We start from the raw sequence: 16,461 nt of genomic DNA, 5'->3' as shown, positions 1-16,461 counted from the left end.
CCCATCTTTTGTTATCGCTTTTTTTTCGAAAGGAAACTTATCAGATACCTGCGGCGGCGTTCTGACCGGCAAAGCGGCCAAAGGTGGCACTGCGGCCTGCAGCGGCACCGGCCATCAGGCAGGGGTAGCTGCCGGAGAAGTAGTTGCCGCTCATGTCACCGATGACGTACAGGCCCGGGATGGCCTTGAAGTCGTGGTCGATGGCGTGCATGTTGTCGTCGATCTGGATGCCGTCTATGGTGCAGATGAGGTAGCCGCCGGCCTGACGCACACCGTAGAAGGGTGCTTCGCTCAGGGTGGACAGGCGGTAATCCTCCTTGCCGAAGTCCTCATCCTCGCCCTTGGCGGCCAGCTCGTTGTAGCGGTCCACAGTGGCAGTGAAGGTGTCCACCGGCAGGCCCAGCTTTTCAGCCAGTTCCTCAATGGTGTCGGCTTCCACGATGTAGCCCTGCTCCTGCAGGTCGGCGTTCAGCATCTGGATGTAACCCATCGGGAACACCGGGTCGGTGCCGTTCACATGGGGATACAGGCGGCTGCAGCCATGGGTGGCAAAGCGCTCGCAGTCCTCGGCATACTTGCTGTCCCACACAGTGCAGTAGGTGTGGTATGGCTGGCTGGCGGCGGCATGCAGCACCAGATCGTAGGGCATATACTCGTTCATAAAGCGCTCACCGTTCAGGTTCACCTTCAGGAACGGCTGGCTGCCCATCCAGAACAGGGCACCGTCGCTGGCCTTGCCGTACTCGCCGGTCTGGTCGGGCTTGATGGCACCGCGGTCAAAGATCATGGAGGTGTGGGTGGTGTCCATGATGGCACCGGCCCACAGGCAGGCCTTGATGCCGTCGCCCTTGGCACCGGGCTTGGAGTAGTTGATGCAGGTCTGCTCCACGCTCTGGGGCTGCAGGGCGTTCATCATCGTGTCGTTGCCGCTGTAGCCGCCGCAGGCCAGGATGACGCCCTTGGAAGCGTTGTAGCGCACATACTCGCCATCCGCATTCTTGGCGATCAGGCCGGTGACGCGGTCGCCATCCTTTTCCAGCTTGACCATGGTGATCTCGTACTGCACTTCCAGACCGTCGGCCTCAGCGTGCTTGAGCACGGCATCCATGGTCAGATGCTCATCATAATCCTGATACTGGGTGCTGTGGCCCACGTCCAGTGCCTTGTAGTTATCGTTGTCACGCTTTTCATCGATCTCATGACGGAAGCTGACACCACTCTCGGCCAGCACATCGGTGAACCAGTCGACGGTCTCACCGCTGCGGTCTGCCCACACCTGGGCCAGACTGCGGCGGGTGTAGCCCTGGCTCCAGTCGCACAGGTAGCGCACGGCGTCCTTCTTGGCAACGTCATCGCCGTCCTCCTGCTGCTGCTTGGAGCCGCAGGCTGCCAGCGTGTCGCGGATGCCGCTGGCCATGTCGTGGCCAAACTTCTCGATCAGAATGGTCTTGGCACCGGCCTCGGCAGCGGCGGCAGCGGCAAAGCAGCCGGAAGAACCGGCACCCACCACCAGCACCTCGCAGTCCACGGTGCTCTTGATATCGCTCTCGGCCACTTCGGGCTCCTCGCCCAGCCAGTCGGCGGTGGCAGAAGCTTCCTCGGTGGGCTGCTGGGCCGGGTTGATGACGCCGCCGCTGGCCTGCTGGATGCAGTCGGCCACGGCGTTTTGCACGGCCTTGCTGGTGACAGTGGCACCGGTCACGCCGTCGATCTGGCTGGTCTGGGCGTTCAGCACCTGCTCGATCAGCTTATCCTTGGCGGCCTGGCCGATGCTGTCGGTCTCGCCGGAGAGGTCCAGCTCCACCTTGGTGATGCTGGTGGCGTCGAAGGTGACGGTGGCGGTGATCTCGCTCATGCCCTTGGCGGTGGCGGTGTAGGTGCCGGGGGTGTAGATGCCAGCGGCACCGGACGAAGCAGCGGTGGAGCTGCCGGCAGCGTTGCAGGCGGCCAGACCGGCTGCGGTGACACCGCTCATGGCGGCTGCGGCGGCGATCTTCAGAAAGCCTTTGCGGGAGATCTTTTCCATGGTGTGTGATTCCTTCCTTTTCTTCTTTTGTGCGTATGAGCAAAATTTCTTTGCCTTTCTTGTTAAATTTATCACATTTACAAGCAAAGGAAAAGAAGATATAATATCCTTATAGGTATCAAGTAAAACTTGCGTTTTGAGAGGGACCGCCATGACCATCCAGCAGCTGCGCTATTTTCTCGCCCTGTGCGAAGATCTGAACTACACCCACGCCGCCGGGCGGCTGTATCTGTCCCGGCAGGCTTTGCGGCTGAGCATCGCCGCGCTGGAAGAAGAACTGTGCGGCCCGCTGTTCACAAACCGCCGCAACCGCCTTGCTCTCACCGCAAAAGGCGAGCGCTTCCGGGCGCAGGCCGCGCCGGTGGTGGAGCAGTTTGACCGCATGTGTACGCAGGCCTATCAGGACATTCAGGCCCCGCCGCTGCGGCTGGGCATCAGCGTGGCGCTGGTGCCGGACTACCTGCCCCCGCTGGGCGACGCCCTGGAAGCCTTCCGGCAGCGGTACCCGGGCATCCCGCTGGAAGTTTCTTCCCTTGCCAACGACGAAGTCCCGGCCCAGCTGCAAAGTGGCGCGCTGGACGCAGGCCTTGTGATGGACCTGGGCAGCTGTGCCGCCGTGCTGGCCCGCACCGCACTGACGAAGCACACGGCGGCCCTGCTGGTCTCCCGCCGCAGCCGGTTCTGGCAGCGGCAGGCCATCTCGCCTGCCGAGCTGGACGGCGAGACCCTTTTTGTGCCGGGCTTTGACCCGGACGCTCTGCGCCCGCTGTGGCAGGCATTTCTGGACGCTGACGCCCACCCCAAACTCGAGATCGGCGAAAAATTCTATCAGGTGCTGTACCAGACCCAGGAGCAGAACTGCCTTGCGCTGAACCGCTTTGAGAGCAGTTCCACACGGGAGACGGACAACGCCAAAGATGTGGTGCTGGAAGGGATGCCGCCGATCTGTTCGGCCTTTCTCTGCCCGGCACAGGCGCGCCACCCCTGTGCCGACCTGCTGTGCGGCTTTTTGAAGGACGCACTGAAGGCCGTGTGACCCCCGGCAGCGCACAGCTCTTTTCATGCCGGGCAGTTCGTGCTACAATAATCTTATCAAAACCGACGGAAATCAGGTGATCTTTTTGGAATTTTACGGTACCATCGGCCCGGCCTGCGCCCAGCCGGAGACCCTGCGGCAGATGGTGGAAGCCGGCATGACCGGCATCCGCATGAACCTTTCCCACGGGTCGCTGGCCGAGCACGCCGACTGGCTGTCCCTCATCCGGGCGGCAGGCATCCGGGAGTTGCTCATCGACCTGCAGGGGCCGGAGCTGCGCACGGGTCGGCTGGCGCAGCCTTTGACCCTGCCGGAGGGCGGCCCCCTGCGGCTGGGCCGCGGCGGCGTGGGGTGCCCGCCCGCGCTGGCCGCTGCCTGCAGACCCGGACAGCAGCTTCTGCTGGATGACGGCAGACTGCTGGTGCAGGTGACCGACGCCGCACCGGACGCCCTGACCTGCACGGTGCTGCGGGGCGGCGTGCTGCAAAGCCGCAAGAGCATCGCAGCCCCGGGGCTGACGGTGCCCTCCCCCACCCTGACCGAAGAAGACCTGCAGAACCTGAAAATCGCAAAGCAGTGCGGCGTCACCGGGGTGATGCTGCCCTTCGTGCGGGGCGCGGAGGATATCCGCACTCTACGCCGGGCCTTGCAGGACGCTGGGGCTGACGGCATCCGCATCTTTGCAAAGATCGAGAACCTCACCGGCGTGCAGGCCCTGCCGGAACTTCTGCCCCTCGTGGATGAGGTAGTCATCGCCCGGGGCGACCTGGGCAACGCCATGCCGCTGTGGGAGCTGCCCCGCTGCCAGAAGCAGCTCTCCGCCGCCTGCCGCGCCGCCGGGGTGCCCTTCATGGTGGTCACCCAGATGCTGGACAGCATGTGCAGCCGGGCCGTGCCCACCCGGGCCGAGGTGAGCGACATTTACAACGCTGTGCTGGACGGTGCAGCCAGCGTGATGCTCACCGGCGAGACCGCCGCCGGACAGTACCCCGTGCAGGCCATGGAATATCTGGTGCGCACGGCACGCACCGCTTTGAGCTGAGCGCAGGGAACATACCCTGCAAAAAAACATCCGCTGCCTTTCTGTGCCTGAGCAGCCTCAGAAACGGCAGCGGATGCTTCTTTGTTTTTGCGTTTTGCCCCGCCTTTTACAGCAGGATGCACAGCCCGGCAAGCATCAGTGCGCCCGCAATGTTCAGCGTGCCCACGATGCGGAACGGGGCCATCACTGCAAACAGCACCAGCAGGTTCAGCAGGCAGGCCCAGCGCGGCAGGGCGGTCAGGCCCATGGCCACCATCACCAGCAGCACCACCGAGAACACCAGAAAACCTACGAAGCAGGCCAGCATGGTGGACATGGTCTTTTTGAAGAATTCCAGGATCACCTGGCGGGCTTCCTCGGTGCGGCCAAGGCGGATGTAGAACCATTCCACCGTGCCGCAGAACACATGGTGCACCACGCCGGGCACGAACATGACCACCGTGCACACCAGCATGATCCTGGCCGCCACGGGCGAGAACTGCTGCATCCAGCTGCACAGCGCCAGGTAGCCCAGGAGTTCCACCGTCATGCTGGCGACCCCCAGCAGGATGGACACCAGCGGATTTTTCAGCGGGGCGTTCTCAAACAGCGCCGCCATCTTCGTGTTGTCCTGCAGCATCCCGAAATCGAACCGGCCGCCCGGCGTGTAGGTGATGATGCAGTCGCAGTGGCGGCACAGCACATGGCCGATGGCCCCCAGCAGCAGGCAGATCTTGATCGCAGTCAATGACATGGTCGTTCCTCCTCAGTGGTTATATGCAGCTAACTTTTTTCTATCAGGATACTACGAAACGCCCCGCCGCGCAAGGGGTTTCGGATATTTTCGGGAAAAGGGATGGATTCTGTCGGCAATATCCTGTATAATAACGGTAAATTATTGAAGCAGGAAGGTCGTTTTTATGGGAATCGTTGTACTTGGAGCCGTTTTTGTGGATATCAAGGGCTACCCCCTTTCCACCTACATCCCGGGCGGGCGCAATGCCGGCCGCATCGAGCAGGTGCACGGCGGCGTGAGCCGCAATGTGGTGGAGGACATTGCCAACGTGGAGCTGCGGCCCACCTTCGTCAGCCTGGTGGACGACACCGGCATGGGCCAGGACGTCATCGACAAGTTGGAGAACCACAAGGTGAACACCCAGTACATCCAGCGCGTGCCGGACGGCATGGGCACCTGGCTGGCCATCTTTGACAACGACGGCGATGTGCACGCCGCCATCTCCAAGCGGCCGGACACCACCCCGCTGACCGGCCTGCTGAAGGAAAAGGGCGACGAAATTTTTGCCGACTGCGACGCTATCGCCCTAGAGCTGGACCTGGAAAAAGAGACGGTCAAGCAGGTGCTGTACTACGCGAAGAAGTACCACAAAAAGGTCTTTGCCGCCATCTCCAACATGAGCATCGCCATGGAGCGCCGGGATTTCCTGCAGCAGATCGACTGCTTTGTGTGCAACCAGCAGGAAGCCGGGCTGCTGTTCTCGGATGATTACGGCCATCTCTCCCCGGACGAGATGTGCAAGGTGCTGGCCTCCAACGTGCACAGTGCCAACATCCCCAGCATGGTGGTGACCATGGGCGGCCAGGGTGCCGTTTACGCCTGTGCAGGCGGTGCGTGCGGCATCGTGCCCGCCAAGAAGGTGGACGTCATCGACACCACCGGCGCGGGCGACGCTTTCTTCGCCGGCACGACCATCGGCCTGACCTACGGCAAGACCCTGGCCGAAGCCTGCGAGATCGGAAGCCGCCTGGCTGCTTCGGTGATCTGCATCACCGAGAACGTCTGCCCGCGGTTCCGCCCGCTGGAGTTCGGCCTGGATATCCCCGTGGTGGACTGAGTTTCGTCTCATATAGAAAAAGACAGAGGAAGTTTTCTGCGCTTCCTCTGTCTTTTTTCTCGTGTATTGTTTATTTGATCCCGGCGTCTGCGCACCACTGGTCCATGTCTGCCTCCGAGACGGTGACGACCTTCTGGCCATACACGGTGCACTCTGTGAGCTGCACTTCGTCCGGCATGGCGGCTTCCAGCTTCTGCCGTCGGCCGGGCGTCAGCTTTTTCCGCCGCTCTTTGAAGTAGCGGTCAATGCGCACCCTTCCCCGGCCCTCTCCAGTCTCGTATGAGAGCCAGTATTCGGAAGGGGTATACTCCTTCGCGTTCCCGAAGCCCAGCGGCTCCACGAATGTGCCGTCCTTTTTGCGGTGACGGCGCTCCCCGCTTTTGTGTTTCTGGGTGACCCCGCGAATTCCATCAATATAAAGGAGCGAGATTGGCTTTACCTTTGCCATAGACGTATCCTCCTGATTTTGTTTTTTCAAGGCGGCCGCCTTCTGACCCATAGTATAGCACCCTTTCCCGCCACTGGGAATTGGGTAAAATCTTCTCCACTTTTTTACCCCTGCCGTTCCTCCCTGCAGCACTCCAGTGCCCGCTTCAAAAGCTCTGCCGAGGGCATCCCCCGCTTTTCCGGTGTGCTGGGCAGCTGCGCTCCCATCTGTGCGGCCATCTGCGCCCGCGCCTTCCGCTCTGCCTGCCGGTAGAGTTCCACCTGTTTTTCGCGGTTTTTGCGCAGGGCCTTTGCATCGCCTTTTTTCAGCTTCTTTTCGGCAGCAGTGCCCGCATTTGTTGCAAGGGCATCTTCCTGTGCCAGCAGTTCTCTGGCTTCGGGCAATGCACAGAAAATTTCCCATGTGCGGTTAGAAATTTCTTCCTCTGCCCAGAGCGCTTCCTGCCCTTCGCCCGACAGTGCTTCTTCCTCGCCCAGCGCCTGCAGTTCGTCTCCGCGCAGCTCCCGCATCTGCCGGTAAAGCTGCGCGTACTCTCCGACCCGCTCCTGCAGGTCGTTTTCCACATACCGAAGCCATTCTAGCTCGTCGTTCAGCGAGCCGGGCAGCTCCCAGTGGGGCTCCACCAGAAAGCGCCGCACCCGTTCCAGCGCCTGCTGGAGCGCATCGATGCGGGCGTTGAGCCGCCGCACCGGATACCGCAGCTTCACGCACAGCACGGCCAGCGCATCCTGCAGCGCTTCGCCCGCAAAGCCCCGCCGCCGCAGCATGGCCGCCACCGTTTCATAGAGCGCTATGGCGTCCCGGTCGGTCATGTCCCGGCAGCGCTGCTCCCGGACGCATTTGCACCACGCTTCCTTCGACGCAAGAACGGCCTTGACCCACGGCGTTTCTTCCTCGTAGAACCAGAAGATGTTTTTGCCCTGTTTCTCGCGTTTGAACGCTTCCAGCACATCGCCCAGCCCCAGCGCGCACAGGAACGCTTTCACGTCCTTCTGCTTGTTCTTTTTGAAGTCCTTCGCAAGGCTCTGCTTGTTTTTCTCCCGATGGTATTCCCCGATCAGGTCCGTGAGAAATGCGCCTTTTTCGTTTTCCGGCATCTGCATCCCACCTCCATTTTCAGCGTACCACAGGTTCCCTGCTTTTACAAGCAAAAAACTCCGAAGTGCCGCCCTTCCCTATGGGAAAGTGCACTTCGGAGTTTTGCATTCGGAATGGTTCGCGCTTACTTCAGCTCATCCGGGATGTACCACAGGCCGTTGTTGTTTTCGTCCATGTACTTCTTGAACTCGTCGGAGTGGTAAGCGGCGACGATGGCCTTGGCCCAGTCGGTGTCGGCGTTGTCCTTCTTCACCACCACCTGCAGGATCAGCTGCGGCAGCACGTCCTCGGTGAGCAGGGCGGTGGAAGCGTCGATGCCGGCGTTGTAGACGATGCTGCCGGTGATGACCGCATAGTCAAAGTCCTGCAGGGCGCTGGGGATGTTCAGGCTGGCCATCTCGGTGAACTCGATGTTGTGGGGGTTCTCCACGATGTCGTCCTGGGTGACCACGGCCAGATCCACGCTGCTGTCCAGCGTGATCCAACCGGCCTTCTGCAGCAGGACATAGGCACGGGCGGTGTTGGAAGCATCGTTGGGCACGGCCACCTTGGCACCGTCGGCGATCTCGTCCAGGCTGGTGTGAGTGTCCGAGAAGATGCCCGCCGGGACGGTGGGAATGGGGCTGATGGGGGTCAGATCGCCGTTGTAGCTGGCGTTGAAGTTCTCAGCATAGGCGGTGTGCTGCTCCACGTTCACATCCACTTCGCCGTCGTTCAAGGCGATGTCGGCGGTCAGCAGTTCGGAGAAGTCGGTGCCCTCCACGGTGTAGCCCTCTTTTTCCAGAATGGGCACGATGGCAGCTTCAAACAGCTCGGTGTAGGGGCCCTGCGACTTGCCGTAACGGATGGTGCCCGCAGAACCGGCGGCTGCACTGTCGGCAGCGGTGCTGGAAGCCGCAGCAGAGGATGCGGTGCTGGTGGAAGCGCTGCTGCCACCGCAGGCCGCCAGAGCGGCAGCTGCGAGGCCCGCAGCGGTAAGCTTCAGGAAGGAGTTGCGGCTGATCTTACGAGTATTCATAGTAAATTCCCCTCTAATTTTTTCTCAATTTTTAAGTCCGCCTGTTCCCAATGACAGGCCGGACGCAAAGCTTAGTTGTGTTCGCGCAGGCAGCGGGAGAGTCCGTTGCCCAGTGCCTGCAGCAGCTGCACCACGATGATGAGGATGACGACCGTAAAAATCATCAGCGGCGTGTTGAACTTCTGGTAGCCATAGGTCAAAGCCAGGTCGCCGATGCCGCCGCCGCCCACGTAACCGGCCATGGCGGATGCGCCCAGCAGGCCGATGGTGCCGGTGGTCAGCGCCAGAACAATGGAGCCCAGCGCTTCCGGCAGAAGGAAGTTCCACACGGTCTGGAAGGTGGTGGCACCCATGGCGCGGGCGGCTTCAATGATGCCGTCGCTCACTTCGAGCAGACTGTTCTCCACCAGACGGGCCATGTAGGGGCTGATGTAGAAGATCAGCGGCACCAGCGCCGCCGTGCTGCCGATGGTGGTGCCCATGATGGCACGGGTCAGCGGCATGATGGTGACGATGAGGATGACGAAGGGCACGCTGCGCACGATGTTGACAAAGGTGCTCACGATGCCGTAGACGATGCGGTTTTCTTTCAGGCCGCCCTTGCGGCACAGCACCAGCACCAGCGCCAGCAGGATGCCGAGGATGGCACCGAAGAACAGCGACAGCCCCACCATGTAGATGGTCTGGCCGAAGCTGGCGGTCAGCTTTGCCACGGTAACGCCAAAGATTTTCTGTTTCATTTCAGCACGACCTCCTCCCGCAGAACGCCGGTCTTATCAATAAAGGCTTCGGCGGCGGCAATGGCGCTTTCCTCGCCCAGCAGCCGCAGCAGGAACACGCACATCACGCTGTCCTGCATCTCCTGCACGCTGGCGCAGAGGATGTTCACCTCCACACCGCTCTGCTGGCAGATCTCGGCGATGACCGGCTCATTGACCGTGTTGCCCACGAACTTGAGCTTTTCGATCTTGCCGCCCTTGCCGTCGGCCTTGACGATCTTCTGGATGCTCTGGGGCACCTCATCCTGAATGATGGCCCGCACAAAGCTGCGGGTGATCTCCTGTTTGGGGCTGCCGAACACGTCCAGCACGGTGCCCTGCTCCACGATGCGGCCGTTTTCCATGACGGCCACCTTGTTGCAGATGCGCTGCACCACCTGCATCTGGTGGGTGATGAGCAGGATGGTGACCCCCAGCTCCCGGTTGATCTTTTTCAGCAGGGCGAGGATGGACTCGGTGGTCTGAGGGTCCAGAGCGCTGGTGGCTTCGTCGCACAGCAGGATGGAAGGCGAGAGGGCCAGTGCACGGGCGATGCCCACGCGCTGCTTCTGACCGCCGGAAAGACGGCTGACGTAGGTGTTGGCCTTGTCGCTCAGCTCTACAAACTGCAGCAGTTCTTTTACCCGGGCGGCGCGCTGTTCCGATGCGATGCCCGCCAGCTTCATGGGAATTTCAATGTTCTGGGCCACGGTGCGGGATTCCAGCAGGTTGAACTGCTGGAACACCATGCCGATCTTGCGGCGCACCGGGATGAGCTGGGCTTCGGTCTGACCGGTGAGCTCCACCCCGTCCACCTTGATGCTGCCGCTGTCGGGCCGTTCCAGCAGGTTCGCCATGCGGATGAGGGTGGATTTGCCCGCGCCGGAAAATCCGATGACACCGTAGATATCACCATTCTCCACAGTCAGGCTCACGTCCTTCAGGGCTTCCACCTTTCCGGCACGGCTGACGAAGGTCTTGTTCAGATGCGAAAATTCGATCATGCCTGCTCTGCTCCTTCCTGCAGCCACCACAGGGCCACCTGTGCATACAGGGCCGTGCCGTAGGGCAGGGCCTTTTCGCCAAGGTCAAAGCCGTCGTTGTGGTGGGCCAGGGCGGTGTTGGGGTTCTCCGGGTCGCGGGTGCCGAGGTAGGCATAGACGCCGGGCACCTTCTGCTGGTATTCGGCAAAGTTGTCGCCGCCCAGTGAGACGGGGCGGTTGGTGATGACGTTCACGCCTTCCAGCTTGCGGGCCTGCGCCTGCACGTCGGCGCTGAAGTCGGCCGGGTTGATGAGGGCGGGAGTGATGTCGGTCCACTCCACGTCGGCGGTCGCGCCGTAGAGGGCGGCAGTCTGTTTTGCCAGCGCGTCGATCTGCTCCCGCACAGCGGCGCGAGTCTCCGGGGTCAGGGTGCGGGTGGTGCCTTCCAGCTCGGCGTGACCGGCCACGATGTTATAGGCCGTACCGGCGTTCAGGGTGCCGATGCCGATGACCATAGGTTCGGTGGGCACATGGCGGCGGGTGGTCAGAGCCTGTGCCGCCACCACGATCTGGCTGGCCACATACAGGGCATCTGCGCCCAGCTGCGGGGTGGAGACGTGGGCATTGACGCCGTGGACGATGATCTTGAAGCCGTCCACCGCGGCGTTGTTGGAGCCTGCCGTCACACCGATGGTACCCACCGGCAGGTCGGAGGCTGCGTGCAGGCCGAACACCCGCTGCACGCCGTCCAGATGACCGTCCCGGATGAACTCCTTCGCGCCCTTGCCGATCTCCTCAGCGGGCTGGAAGAACAGCCGGACCGTGCCGCCGAAGTTTGCCTTCTCGGCGGCCAGCAGCTTCGCCGCGCCCAGCAGGGCAGCGGCGTGAGAGTCGTGGCCGCAGGCGTGCATCACGCCGGGCGTCTGGGATTTATAGGGCACCTCGTGGGTCTCGGTAATGGCCAGCGCGTCGATGTCGGCCCGCAGGGCAATGATGCCGGTGCCGGGCCGCTCCCCCTTGATCTCAGCGTAGACGCCGGTCTCGCCGCTGCGCTGGTGGGGGATGCCGAGCTTGTCCAGTTCTTCCTCAATGCGCTGTGCGGTGCGGTATTCCTTCAGGCTGATCTCCGGGTGTGCGTGGAAATCGCGCCGGAGCGAAATGATGTAATCCTGTTCGGCCAGAGCCTTCTGTGTGATGGACATCTTCAAAACCTCTCTTTTCCTGATACAAAAATACCCGGGAGCCGAATGTTCAGCTTCCGGGCAGATACGATACAAAGGCGGTTGTTCACCCATAGAGCCCTCCGGCCCCTTTCTGCGCGCACAGTCTGTTTTCCCCGTATGCATTCCATGCCCGGCGACCCGACATTCGACAGCAACACATTCCGTATTCCATCATCATGGTGCGCGCTCCTTTCTCCATCAATCTTGTAGGTTTGTAGGTGATGGCTGTATTATATCCCCACTTTCCTATTTCGTCAATAGGTTTTTACCATTTTTCCAACTTTCCCACTCATTTTGTCACTTTCGACGGTCGGTCCCCATCTCCGTGGACTCTTTTTGCAAAGTCAGACTCATTTTGTCCTCTTTTCCGCTTTTCCGGGCGCAAAAAAGCTGCTGCAACAGCGTTCTTGCCATTGCAGCAGCTTTTGATCTTATTATGTATTCGCCCGTTCCCGGTCAGGTGCCCATCATCTGGTCGAACCAGTTCATCAGCTCTGCGGCACGATGTTCCAGTTCGGTCTTCGGCTGCCATTCCGGTTCGGCAGGCGGCTGGGCCGCAGCCTGCGGTTCCGGCTGGACGTCTTCCGCCTGCACCGGCTCCGGCTGAGCTGCCGGTGTCTCCGGTGCGGAAAGTACCTCCGGCGGCGCGGGCTGGGGCGCTTCCTGCTCGGCAGCCTGCAACTGCTGCAAAAGCGCCTGCTCGCGGGCGGCGGTCTGCTCTGCTTCGGTGCGGGCCTGCTCCCCGGCCGCTTCCAGTTCCGCATTTTCCCGCCGCAGAGCGATCATCTGCCGCTCACAGGCAAAAAGACGGGTCTGATAGCGCCGGATCTCGGCCTGGGCCGCTTCCAGCCTGCGGGCCATCTGCTCCAGCTGTTCGCAGGCCACCCGGGTGTTCACCGCCTGGGCCGTCGGCATCAGGGTCGGCTGGGCATAGCGCGACCGCAAAGCACTGTTCTGCTGCCATATCTGCGCCATGATGCCCCTCCGTTCCATGCGATGTGCCGCAGGGCAAGCGGACTTTCCCGCACTGCTCCTTCACAGGCGTCTACCGAGGTCGTGACTGCCGTGCTCTCAGCGGCGCTTGTTCAGCATCGCCATGAGCTGGTCGTAATAACCGTTGTCGCTGTTATCTTCCTCCACGGGCTTTGCAGCAGCCGATGCAGCCGCGTCGGTCTGTGCAGCGGGGGCCGGGCTTGCGGTCTCACTGCTGAAGACAGCCGACGGGGTGGACTGTGCGCCGCCCATGGCGTTGTTGATGCTGTTGCGCAGGTCGCTGGCGCTCTTGTTGTCGAAGCCGGTGGCCACGACGGTGACGCGCATCTCGTCCGAGAGGTTCTCATCGAACGCAGTACCCCAGATGATGTTCGCATCGGGATGTGCGCTCTGGGTGATGAGGCCGGCTGCGGTCTCCACATCCTCCAGACCGATGTCCGGGCTGGAAGTGATGTTGATGATGACGCCGTGTGCACCGGCAATGCTGGTCTCCAGCAGCGGAGAGGAAATGGCAGCCTTGGCGGCGTTCTCCGCCTTGCCGGCACCCTTTGCGCTGCCCACGCCCATGTGTGCGTAGCCCGCATCCTTCATGATAGAGCGCACGTCGGCGAAGTCCAGGTTGATGAAGGCAGGCACATTGATCAGGGCAGAGATGGACTCAACGCCCTGACGCAGCACGTTATCGGCAGCCTGGAAGGCGTTCATCAGGGTGATCTTCTCCTGGCTGATCATCTTCAGGCGCTCGTTGGGGATAACGATCAGACTGTCCACGTGCATCAGCAGGTTTGCGATGCCCTGCTCGGCCAGGCCCATCTTGCGCTTGCCCTCAAAGGAGAAGGGCTTGGTGACGATGCCGACGGTCAGGATGCCCAGGTCGTGGGCCACCTCGGCCACCACAGGAGCCGCACCGGTGCCGGTGCCGCCGCCCATACCGGCGGTGATGAAGACCATCTGCGAACCCTTGAGGGCATTTGCGATCTCGTCCTTGCTTTCTTCCGCGGCGCGCTGGCCGATCTCGGGGTCTGCACCTGCACCGCGGCCCTTGGTCAGCTTGGAGCCCAGCTGCACCTTGGTGGCAGCATGGTTCTTGGCCAGAGCCTGCTGGTCGGTGTTCATTGCGATGAATTCGACGCCCTGCAGGCCGTCACTCACCATGCGGTTGACGGCGTTGCCGCCGCCGCCGCCCACGCCGATCACCTTGATCGTCGTAACGTTTTCGTCCATTTCTTCGTCGAGCATCAGTGCCATAACTTTGTCCTCCATCGGATTTTATCGCAGAACTGCGCAGTGCGCAGAGTTTCTCTTACTACACTTATATAACTGTATCGTATCATCTTTTGGCCCTGATTGCAAGTCAAAATTGGTTTTTTGAAGGTGTTTTTTTCGTTTCTCACGCCCCGGGCCGCATTTCCCGTGTTATTTGAGCGCCCAGCTGCCCCAGCTTGCGCGCAAAATCGGCATAGCCCCGGTCAATGAAACCGGTTTCGCGCACCCGGCTCGTGCCCTCTGCCACCAGCGCCGCGATCACAAGCGCTGCCCCGCCCCGCAGGTCCGGCGCGCGCACCTCGGCGGCCGAAAGGCGCCGTGCCGGGGCGATGTGCAGGGTGCGCCCGGCCGTTTCCACCCGCCCGCCAAAGGCCGCAAAGCCCTCGGCGCAGGCGAACCGCCGCTCAAAGATCACGTCTTCGATGCTGCTTTCACTCCTTGCCGTCAGCATTGCCGCTGCCAGCAGCGGGGCCGCATCGGTGGCCAGTGCCGGGTACACCCCGGTGAATACTTTTCCCACGCCGTGCAGCGCCCCAAAGCGGGAAATGACTGCAGTTTCCGGCCCGCATTCCACACTGCACCCCATTTGTGCCAGAATTTCCAGCAGCGGCGCATAGGTGGCGGGTGCACAGCCGGTCAGTTCCACCCGCCCGCCTGCCGCCGCGCAGGCGCAGGCGTAGGTAGACGCCACGATGCGGTCCGCCATGGGTGCAAAGGTGCAGCCTGCAAGGGTACGCCGCCCTTCCACCCGGATGGTGCTGGTGCCCGCGCCCCGGATGCTGGCCCCGCAGCGGCAGAGAAACGCTGCCAGGTCGGCGATCTCCGGCTCCCGCGCGGCCCCGCGCAGGGTGGTGCTGCCCTGGGCCGTGGCCGCCGCCAGCAGCAGCGTCTCGGTCGCGCCCACGCTGGGGAAGCGCAGGGTGATGTCCGCTCCCCGCAGGCCGGAGGGCGCGGTAAGGATCAGCCGTTCGCCCTCCTCCCGGCACTGCGCGCCCAACGCTTTCAGCCCGGAAAGGTGCAGGTCCACCGGCCTTGCCCCAATACGGCAGCCGCCTGGCAGCACCGTCTCGGCCCGGCCCAGCCGCGCCAGCAGCGGCGCACAGAACAAAATGGAGGCCCGCATCTGCGCCGCAGCCTTCGCGTCCAACCTGCAGGTTGTGGGCGCGCGCTCCACCAGCACATCCCCGCCCTGCCGGCAGGCCGCGCCGCCTGCCCCGCGCAGCAGCCGCAGACTGGTGTCCACATCGGCCAGCGGCGGCACGTTCCGCAGCCGCACCGGTCCGCTGCACAAAATGGTGGCTGCCAGCAGCGGCAGCACGCTGTTTTTCGCCGCCGGGATGCGCACCGTGCCGCTCAGCGGCCGCCCGCCCGTGATGATGAAGTCTCCTGCCATGCAAATGCCCCCGTTCCGCAAAAGATACCTCATGCTATGCGGAGCGGGGGCGTTTTGTCCGTCGGGCGGGCAGAATGCGCGTTTTTATTTGTCCGATCATTTGTCCTGTTTTTCTCCCGTTTTCCCGCCGTTTCGGTGGAAAGGAGTGGGTTTTTATGTCTCCCCGCGGGAGACGGAAAGCACGATGCCCATTTCTCCCAGCAGCATCATCAGGCTGGTGCCGCCGGAGGAGAAAAACGGCAGGCTGATGCCGGTGTTCGGGATGGTGTTCGTCACCACAGCCATGTTCAGCACGGCCTGCAGCGCCACCTGCACCACAAAGCCCACCACCAGCAGGGCCCCGAAGCGGTCCGGCGCGTGGGCTGCCAGCGTGATGCCCCGCCACAGCAGCAGGGCAAACAATACGATCACCGCACAGGCCCCGACGAAGCCCAGTTCCTCGCACAAAATGGAAAAGATGAAGTCGTTCTGCGGCTCGGGCACAAACAGGTGCTTCTGGCGGCTGTTGCCAAGGCCCAGCCCTGCCGCGCCGCCGCTGCCAATGGCGTACAGGCTCTGAATGGTCTGGTGGCCGTCGCCCAGCGGGTCGGCGAATGGGTCCAGCCAGGAGCTGAGGCGGCTGGCCGCGTAGGGCACAAGGTCCGGCATGATGACAATGGCCGCCCCGATGGCAGCGGCCCCGCCCACGCCCGCCAGCACGAACCACCGCAGCCCGGTGCCGCCCACGAACATGAGTACCGCGCCGATGCCTAAAATGAGCAGCGTGCCGGAAAGGTGGGGCTCCAGCAGCATCAGCACCGCCACCACCCCCAGCACCAGCACAAAGGGCACCACCCCCACCGCAAAGCTGCCCATGCGGTCATGGTTCAGCGAGATGATGTGAGAAAACACCAGCACCACCGCAAATTTTGCGATCTCGCTGGGCTGCAGGGTGCCAAGGCCCGGCAGCACCAGCCAGCGCTTGCAGCCGTTATACTCCGGCATGAACAGCACGATCACCAGCAGCACCAGCGAAAGGGCCAGCAGCGGCCAGGCCAGTTTATGGTACACATGGTAGTCCACCCGGCTGGCCACCCACATAGCAAAAATGCCCAGCGCCGCATACAGCACCTGCGGCCGGGCGTAGGCAAAGGCATCGCCGCGCCGGTACAGTGCCACCGCACTGCTGGCGCTGCACAGCATCACCAGCCCAAAGCCCACCAGCGTGAGCACCAGCACCAGAAAGGGCAGGTCCATGGCGGGCAGCACACGTAGCGGCAGGCGGCGCTTCGGGCGAGTGGGCAGCGCGTGGGCAGCCCGTTGCAGTTCCATCCCCATCACCTCCGTTCCTTTATTGTACGCAGGC

15 protein-coding genes are annotated in these 16,461 nt (G+C 62.4%); 3 read left to right on the top strand and 12 right to left on the bottom strand.

Annotated features, from left to right (window positions below; genetic code table 11):
• Positions 1 to 40: 40 nt before the first annotated feature.
• Positions 41 to 2,026, bottom strand: coding sequence for an FAD-dependent oxidoreductase (locus tag CGS49_RS09460; protein WP_097801595.1), 1,986 nt, complete (start codon positions 2,024 to 2,026; stop codon positions 41 to 43).
• Positions 2,027 to 2,177: 151 nt separating this feature from the next.
• Between CGS49_RS09460 and CGS49_RS09455 the strand changes: the two genes are divergently transcribed.
• Both CGS49_RS09455 and CGS49_RS09450 read left to right on the top strand, forming a co-directional pair.
• Entirely contained in the window at positions 2,178 to 3,062 is an 885-nt protein-coding gene (locus CGS49_RS09455) for a LysR family transcriptional regulator (RefSeq protein WP_097801594.1), read from the top strand.
• A gap of 85 nt (positions 3,063 to 3,147) precedes the next feature.
• On the top strand, positions 3,148 to 4,104 hold the full coding sequence (locus tag CGS49_RS09450; RefSeq protein WP_097802242.1) for a pyruvate kinase: 957 nt from the start codon (positions 3,148 to 3,150) through the stop codon (positions 4,102 to 4,104).
• A gap of 106 nt (positions 4,105 to 4,210) precedes the next feature.
• Here the strand turns inward: CGS49_RS09450 and CGS49_RS09445 are convergent, their stop codons facing one another.
• On the bottom strand, positions 4,211 to 4,837 hold the full coding sequence (locus tag CGS49_RS09445; protein WP_143405847.1) for a DUF6796 family protein: 627 nt from the start codon (positions 4,835 to 4,837) through the stop codon (positions 4,211 to 4,213).
• 166 nt (positions 4,838 to 5,003) lie between these two features.
• On the opposite strand from CGS49_RS09445, the gene CGS49_RS09440 reads away from it, so the two are divergent.
• Positions 5,004 to 5,936, top strand: a complete 933-nt coding sequence (locus CGS49_RS09440; protein ID WP_097801592.1) for a carbohydrate kinase family protein — start codon at positions 5,004 to 5,006, stop codon at positions 5,934 to 5,936.
• Positions 5,937 to 6,006: 70 nt separating this feature from the next.
• Here CGS49_RS09440 and CGS49_RS09435 read toward each other — a convergent pair whose 3' ends face one another.
• From CGS49_RS09435 to CGS49_RS09390, 10 genes are all read right to left on the bottom strand, one after another.
• Complete coding sequence (locus CGS49_RS09435) at positions 6,007 to 6,384, bottom strand: hypothetical protein (RefSeq protein WP_143405846.1); 378 nt, start codon at positions 6,382 to 6,384, stop codon at positions 6,007 to 6,009.
• Positions 6,385 to 6,488: 104 nt separating this feature from the next.
• Complete coding sequence (locus tag CGS49_RS09430; protein WP_143405845.1) at positions 6,489 to 7,481, bottom strand: hypothetical protein; 993 nt, start codon at positions 7,479 to 7,481, stop codon at positions 6,489 to 6,491.
• Positions 7,482 to 7,606: 125 nt separating this feature from the next.
• On the bottom strand, positions 7,607 to 8,500 hold the full coding sequence (locus tag CGS49_RS09425; protein WP_097801589.1) for a MetQ/NlpA family ABC transporter substrate-binding protein: 894 nt from the start codon (positions 8,498 to 8,500) through the stop codon (positions 7,607 to 7,609).
• 71 nt (positions 8,501 to 8,571) lie between these two features.
• A complete protein-coding gene (locus CGS49_RS09420) occupies positions 8,572 to 9,240 on the bottom strand; it encodes a methionine ABC transporter permease (protein ID WP_097801588.1) in 669 nt (222 codons plus the stop codon).
• Positions 9,237 to 10,262 (bottom strand): methionine ABC transporter ATP-binding protein, encoded by a 1,026-nt coding sequence (locus CGS49_RS09415; RefSeq protein WP_097801587.1) that lies wholly within the window; start codon positions 10,260 to 10,262, stop codon positions 9,237 to 9,239. The genes CGS49_RS09420 and CGS49_RS09415 overlap by 4 nt, the downstream gene beginning before the upstream one ends.
• Positions 10,259 to 11,443, bottom strand: coding sequence for a M20 metallopeptidase family protein (locus CGS49_RS09410; RefSeq protein WP_097801586.1), 1,185 nt, complete (start codon positions 11,441 to 11,443; stop codon positions 10,259 to 10,261). Before CGS49_RS09410 ends, CGS49_RS09415 begins: the two co-directional genes overlap by 4 nt.
• Positions 11,444 to 11,920: 477 nt before the next feature.
• On the bottom strand, positions 11,921 to 12,439 hold the full coding sequence (locus tag CGS49_RS09405) for a hypothetical protein (RefSeq protein ID WP_097801585.1): 519 nt from the start codon (positions 12,437 to 12,439) through the stop codon (positions 11,921 to 11,923).
• A 96-nt stretch (positions 12,440 to 12,535) separates the two neighbouring features.
• Positions 12,536 to 13,705: a cell division protein FtsZ gene (gene ftsZ, locus CGS49_RS09400; protein ID WP_097801584.1), complete on the bottom strand. Its 1,170-nt coding sequence runs from the start codon at positions 13,703 to 13,705 to the stop codon at positions 12,536 to 12,538.
• A gap of 142 nt (positions 13,706 to 13,847) precedes the next feature.
• Complete coding sequence (murA, locus tag CGS49_RS09395) at positions 13,848 to 15,116, bottom strand: UDP-N-acetylglucosamine 1-carboxyvinyltransferase (RefSeq protein ID WP_097801583.1); 1,269 nt, start codon at positions 15,114 to 15,116, stop codon at positions 13,848 to 13,850.
• 153 nt (positions 15,117 to 15,269) lie between these two features.
• A complete protein-coding gene (locus CGS49_RS09390; protein ID WP_097802241.1) occupies positions 15,270 to 16,352 on the bottom strand; it encodes an FtsW/RodA/SpoVE family cell cycle protein in 1,083 nt (360 codons plus the stop codon).
• Positions 16,353 to 16,461 lie beyond the last annotated feature (109 nt).

It is taken from the genome of Faecalibacterium langellae (assembly GCF_002549775.1).
GTDB lineage: Bacteria > Bacillota > Clostridia > Oscillospirales > Ruminococcaceae > Faecalibacterium > Faecalibacterium langellae.
Note: the sequence above shows the minus strand (reverse complement) of the source record. Positions and strands in the feature narration are given on the sequence as shown.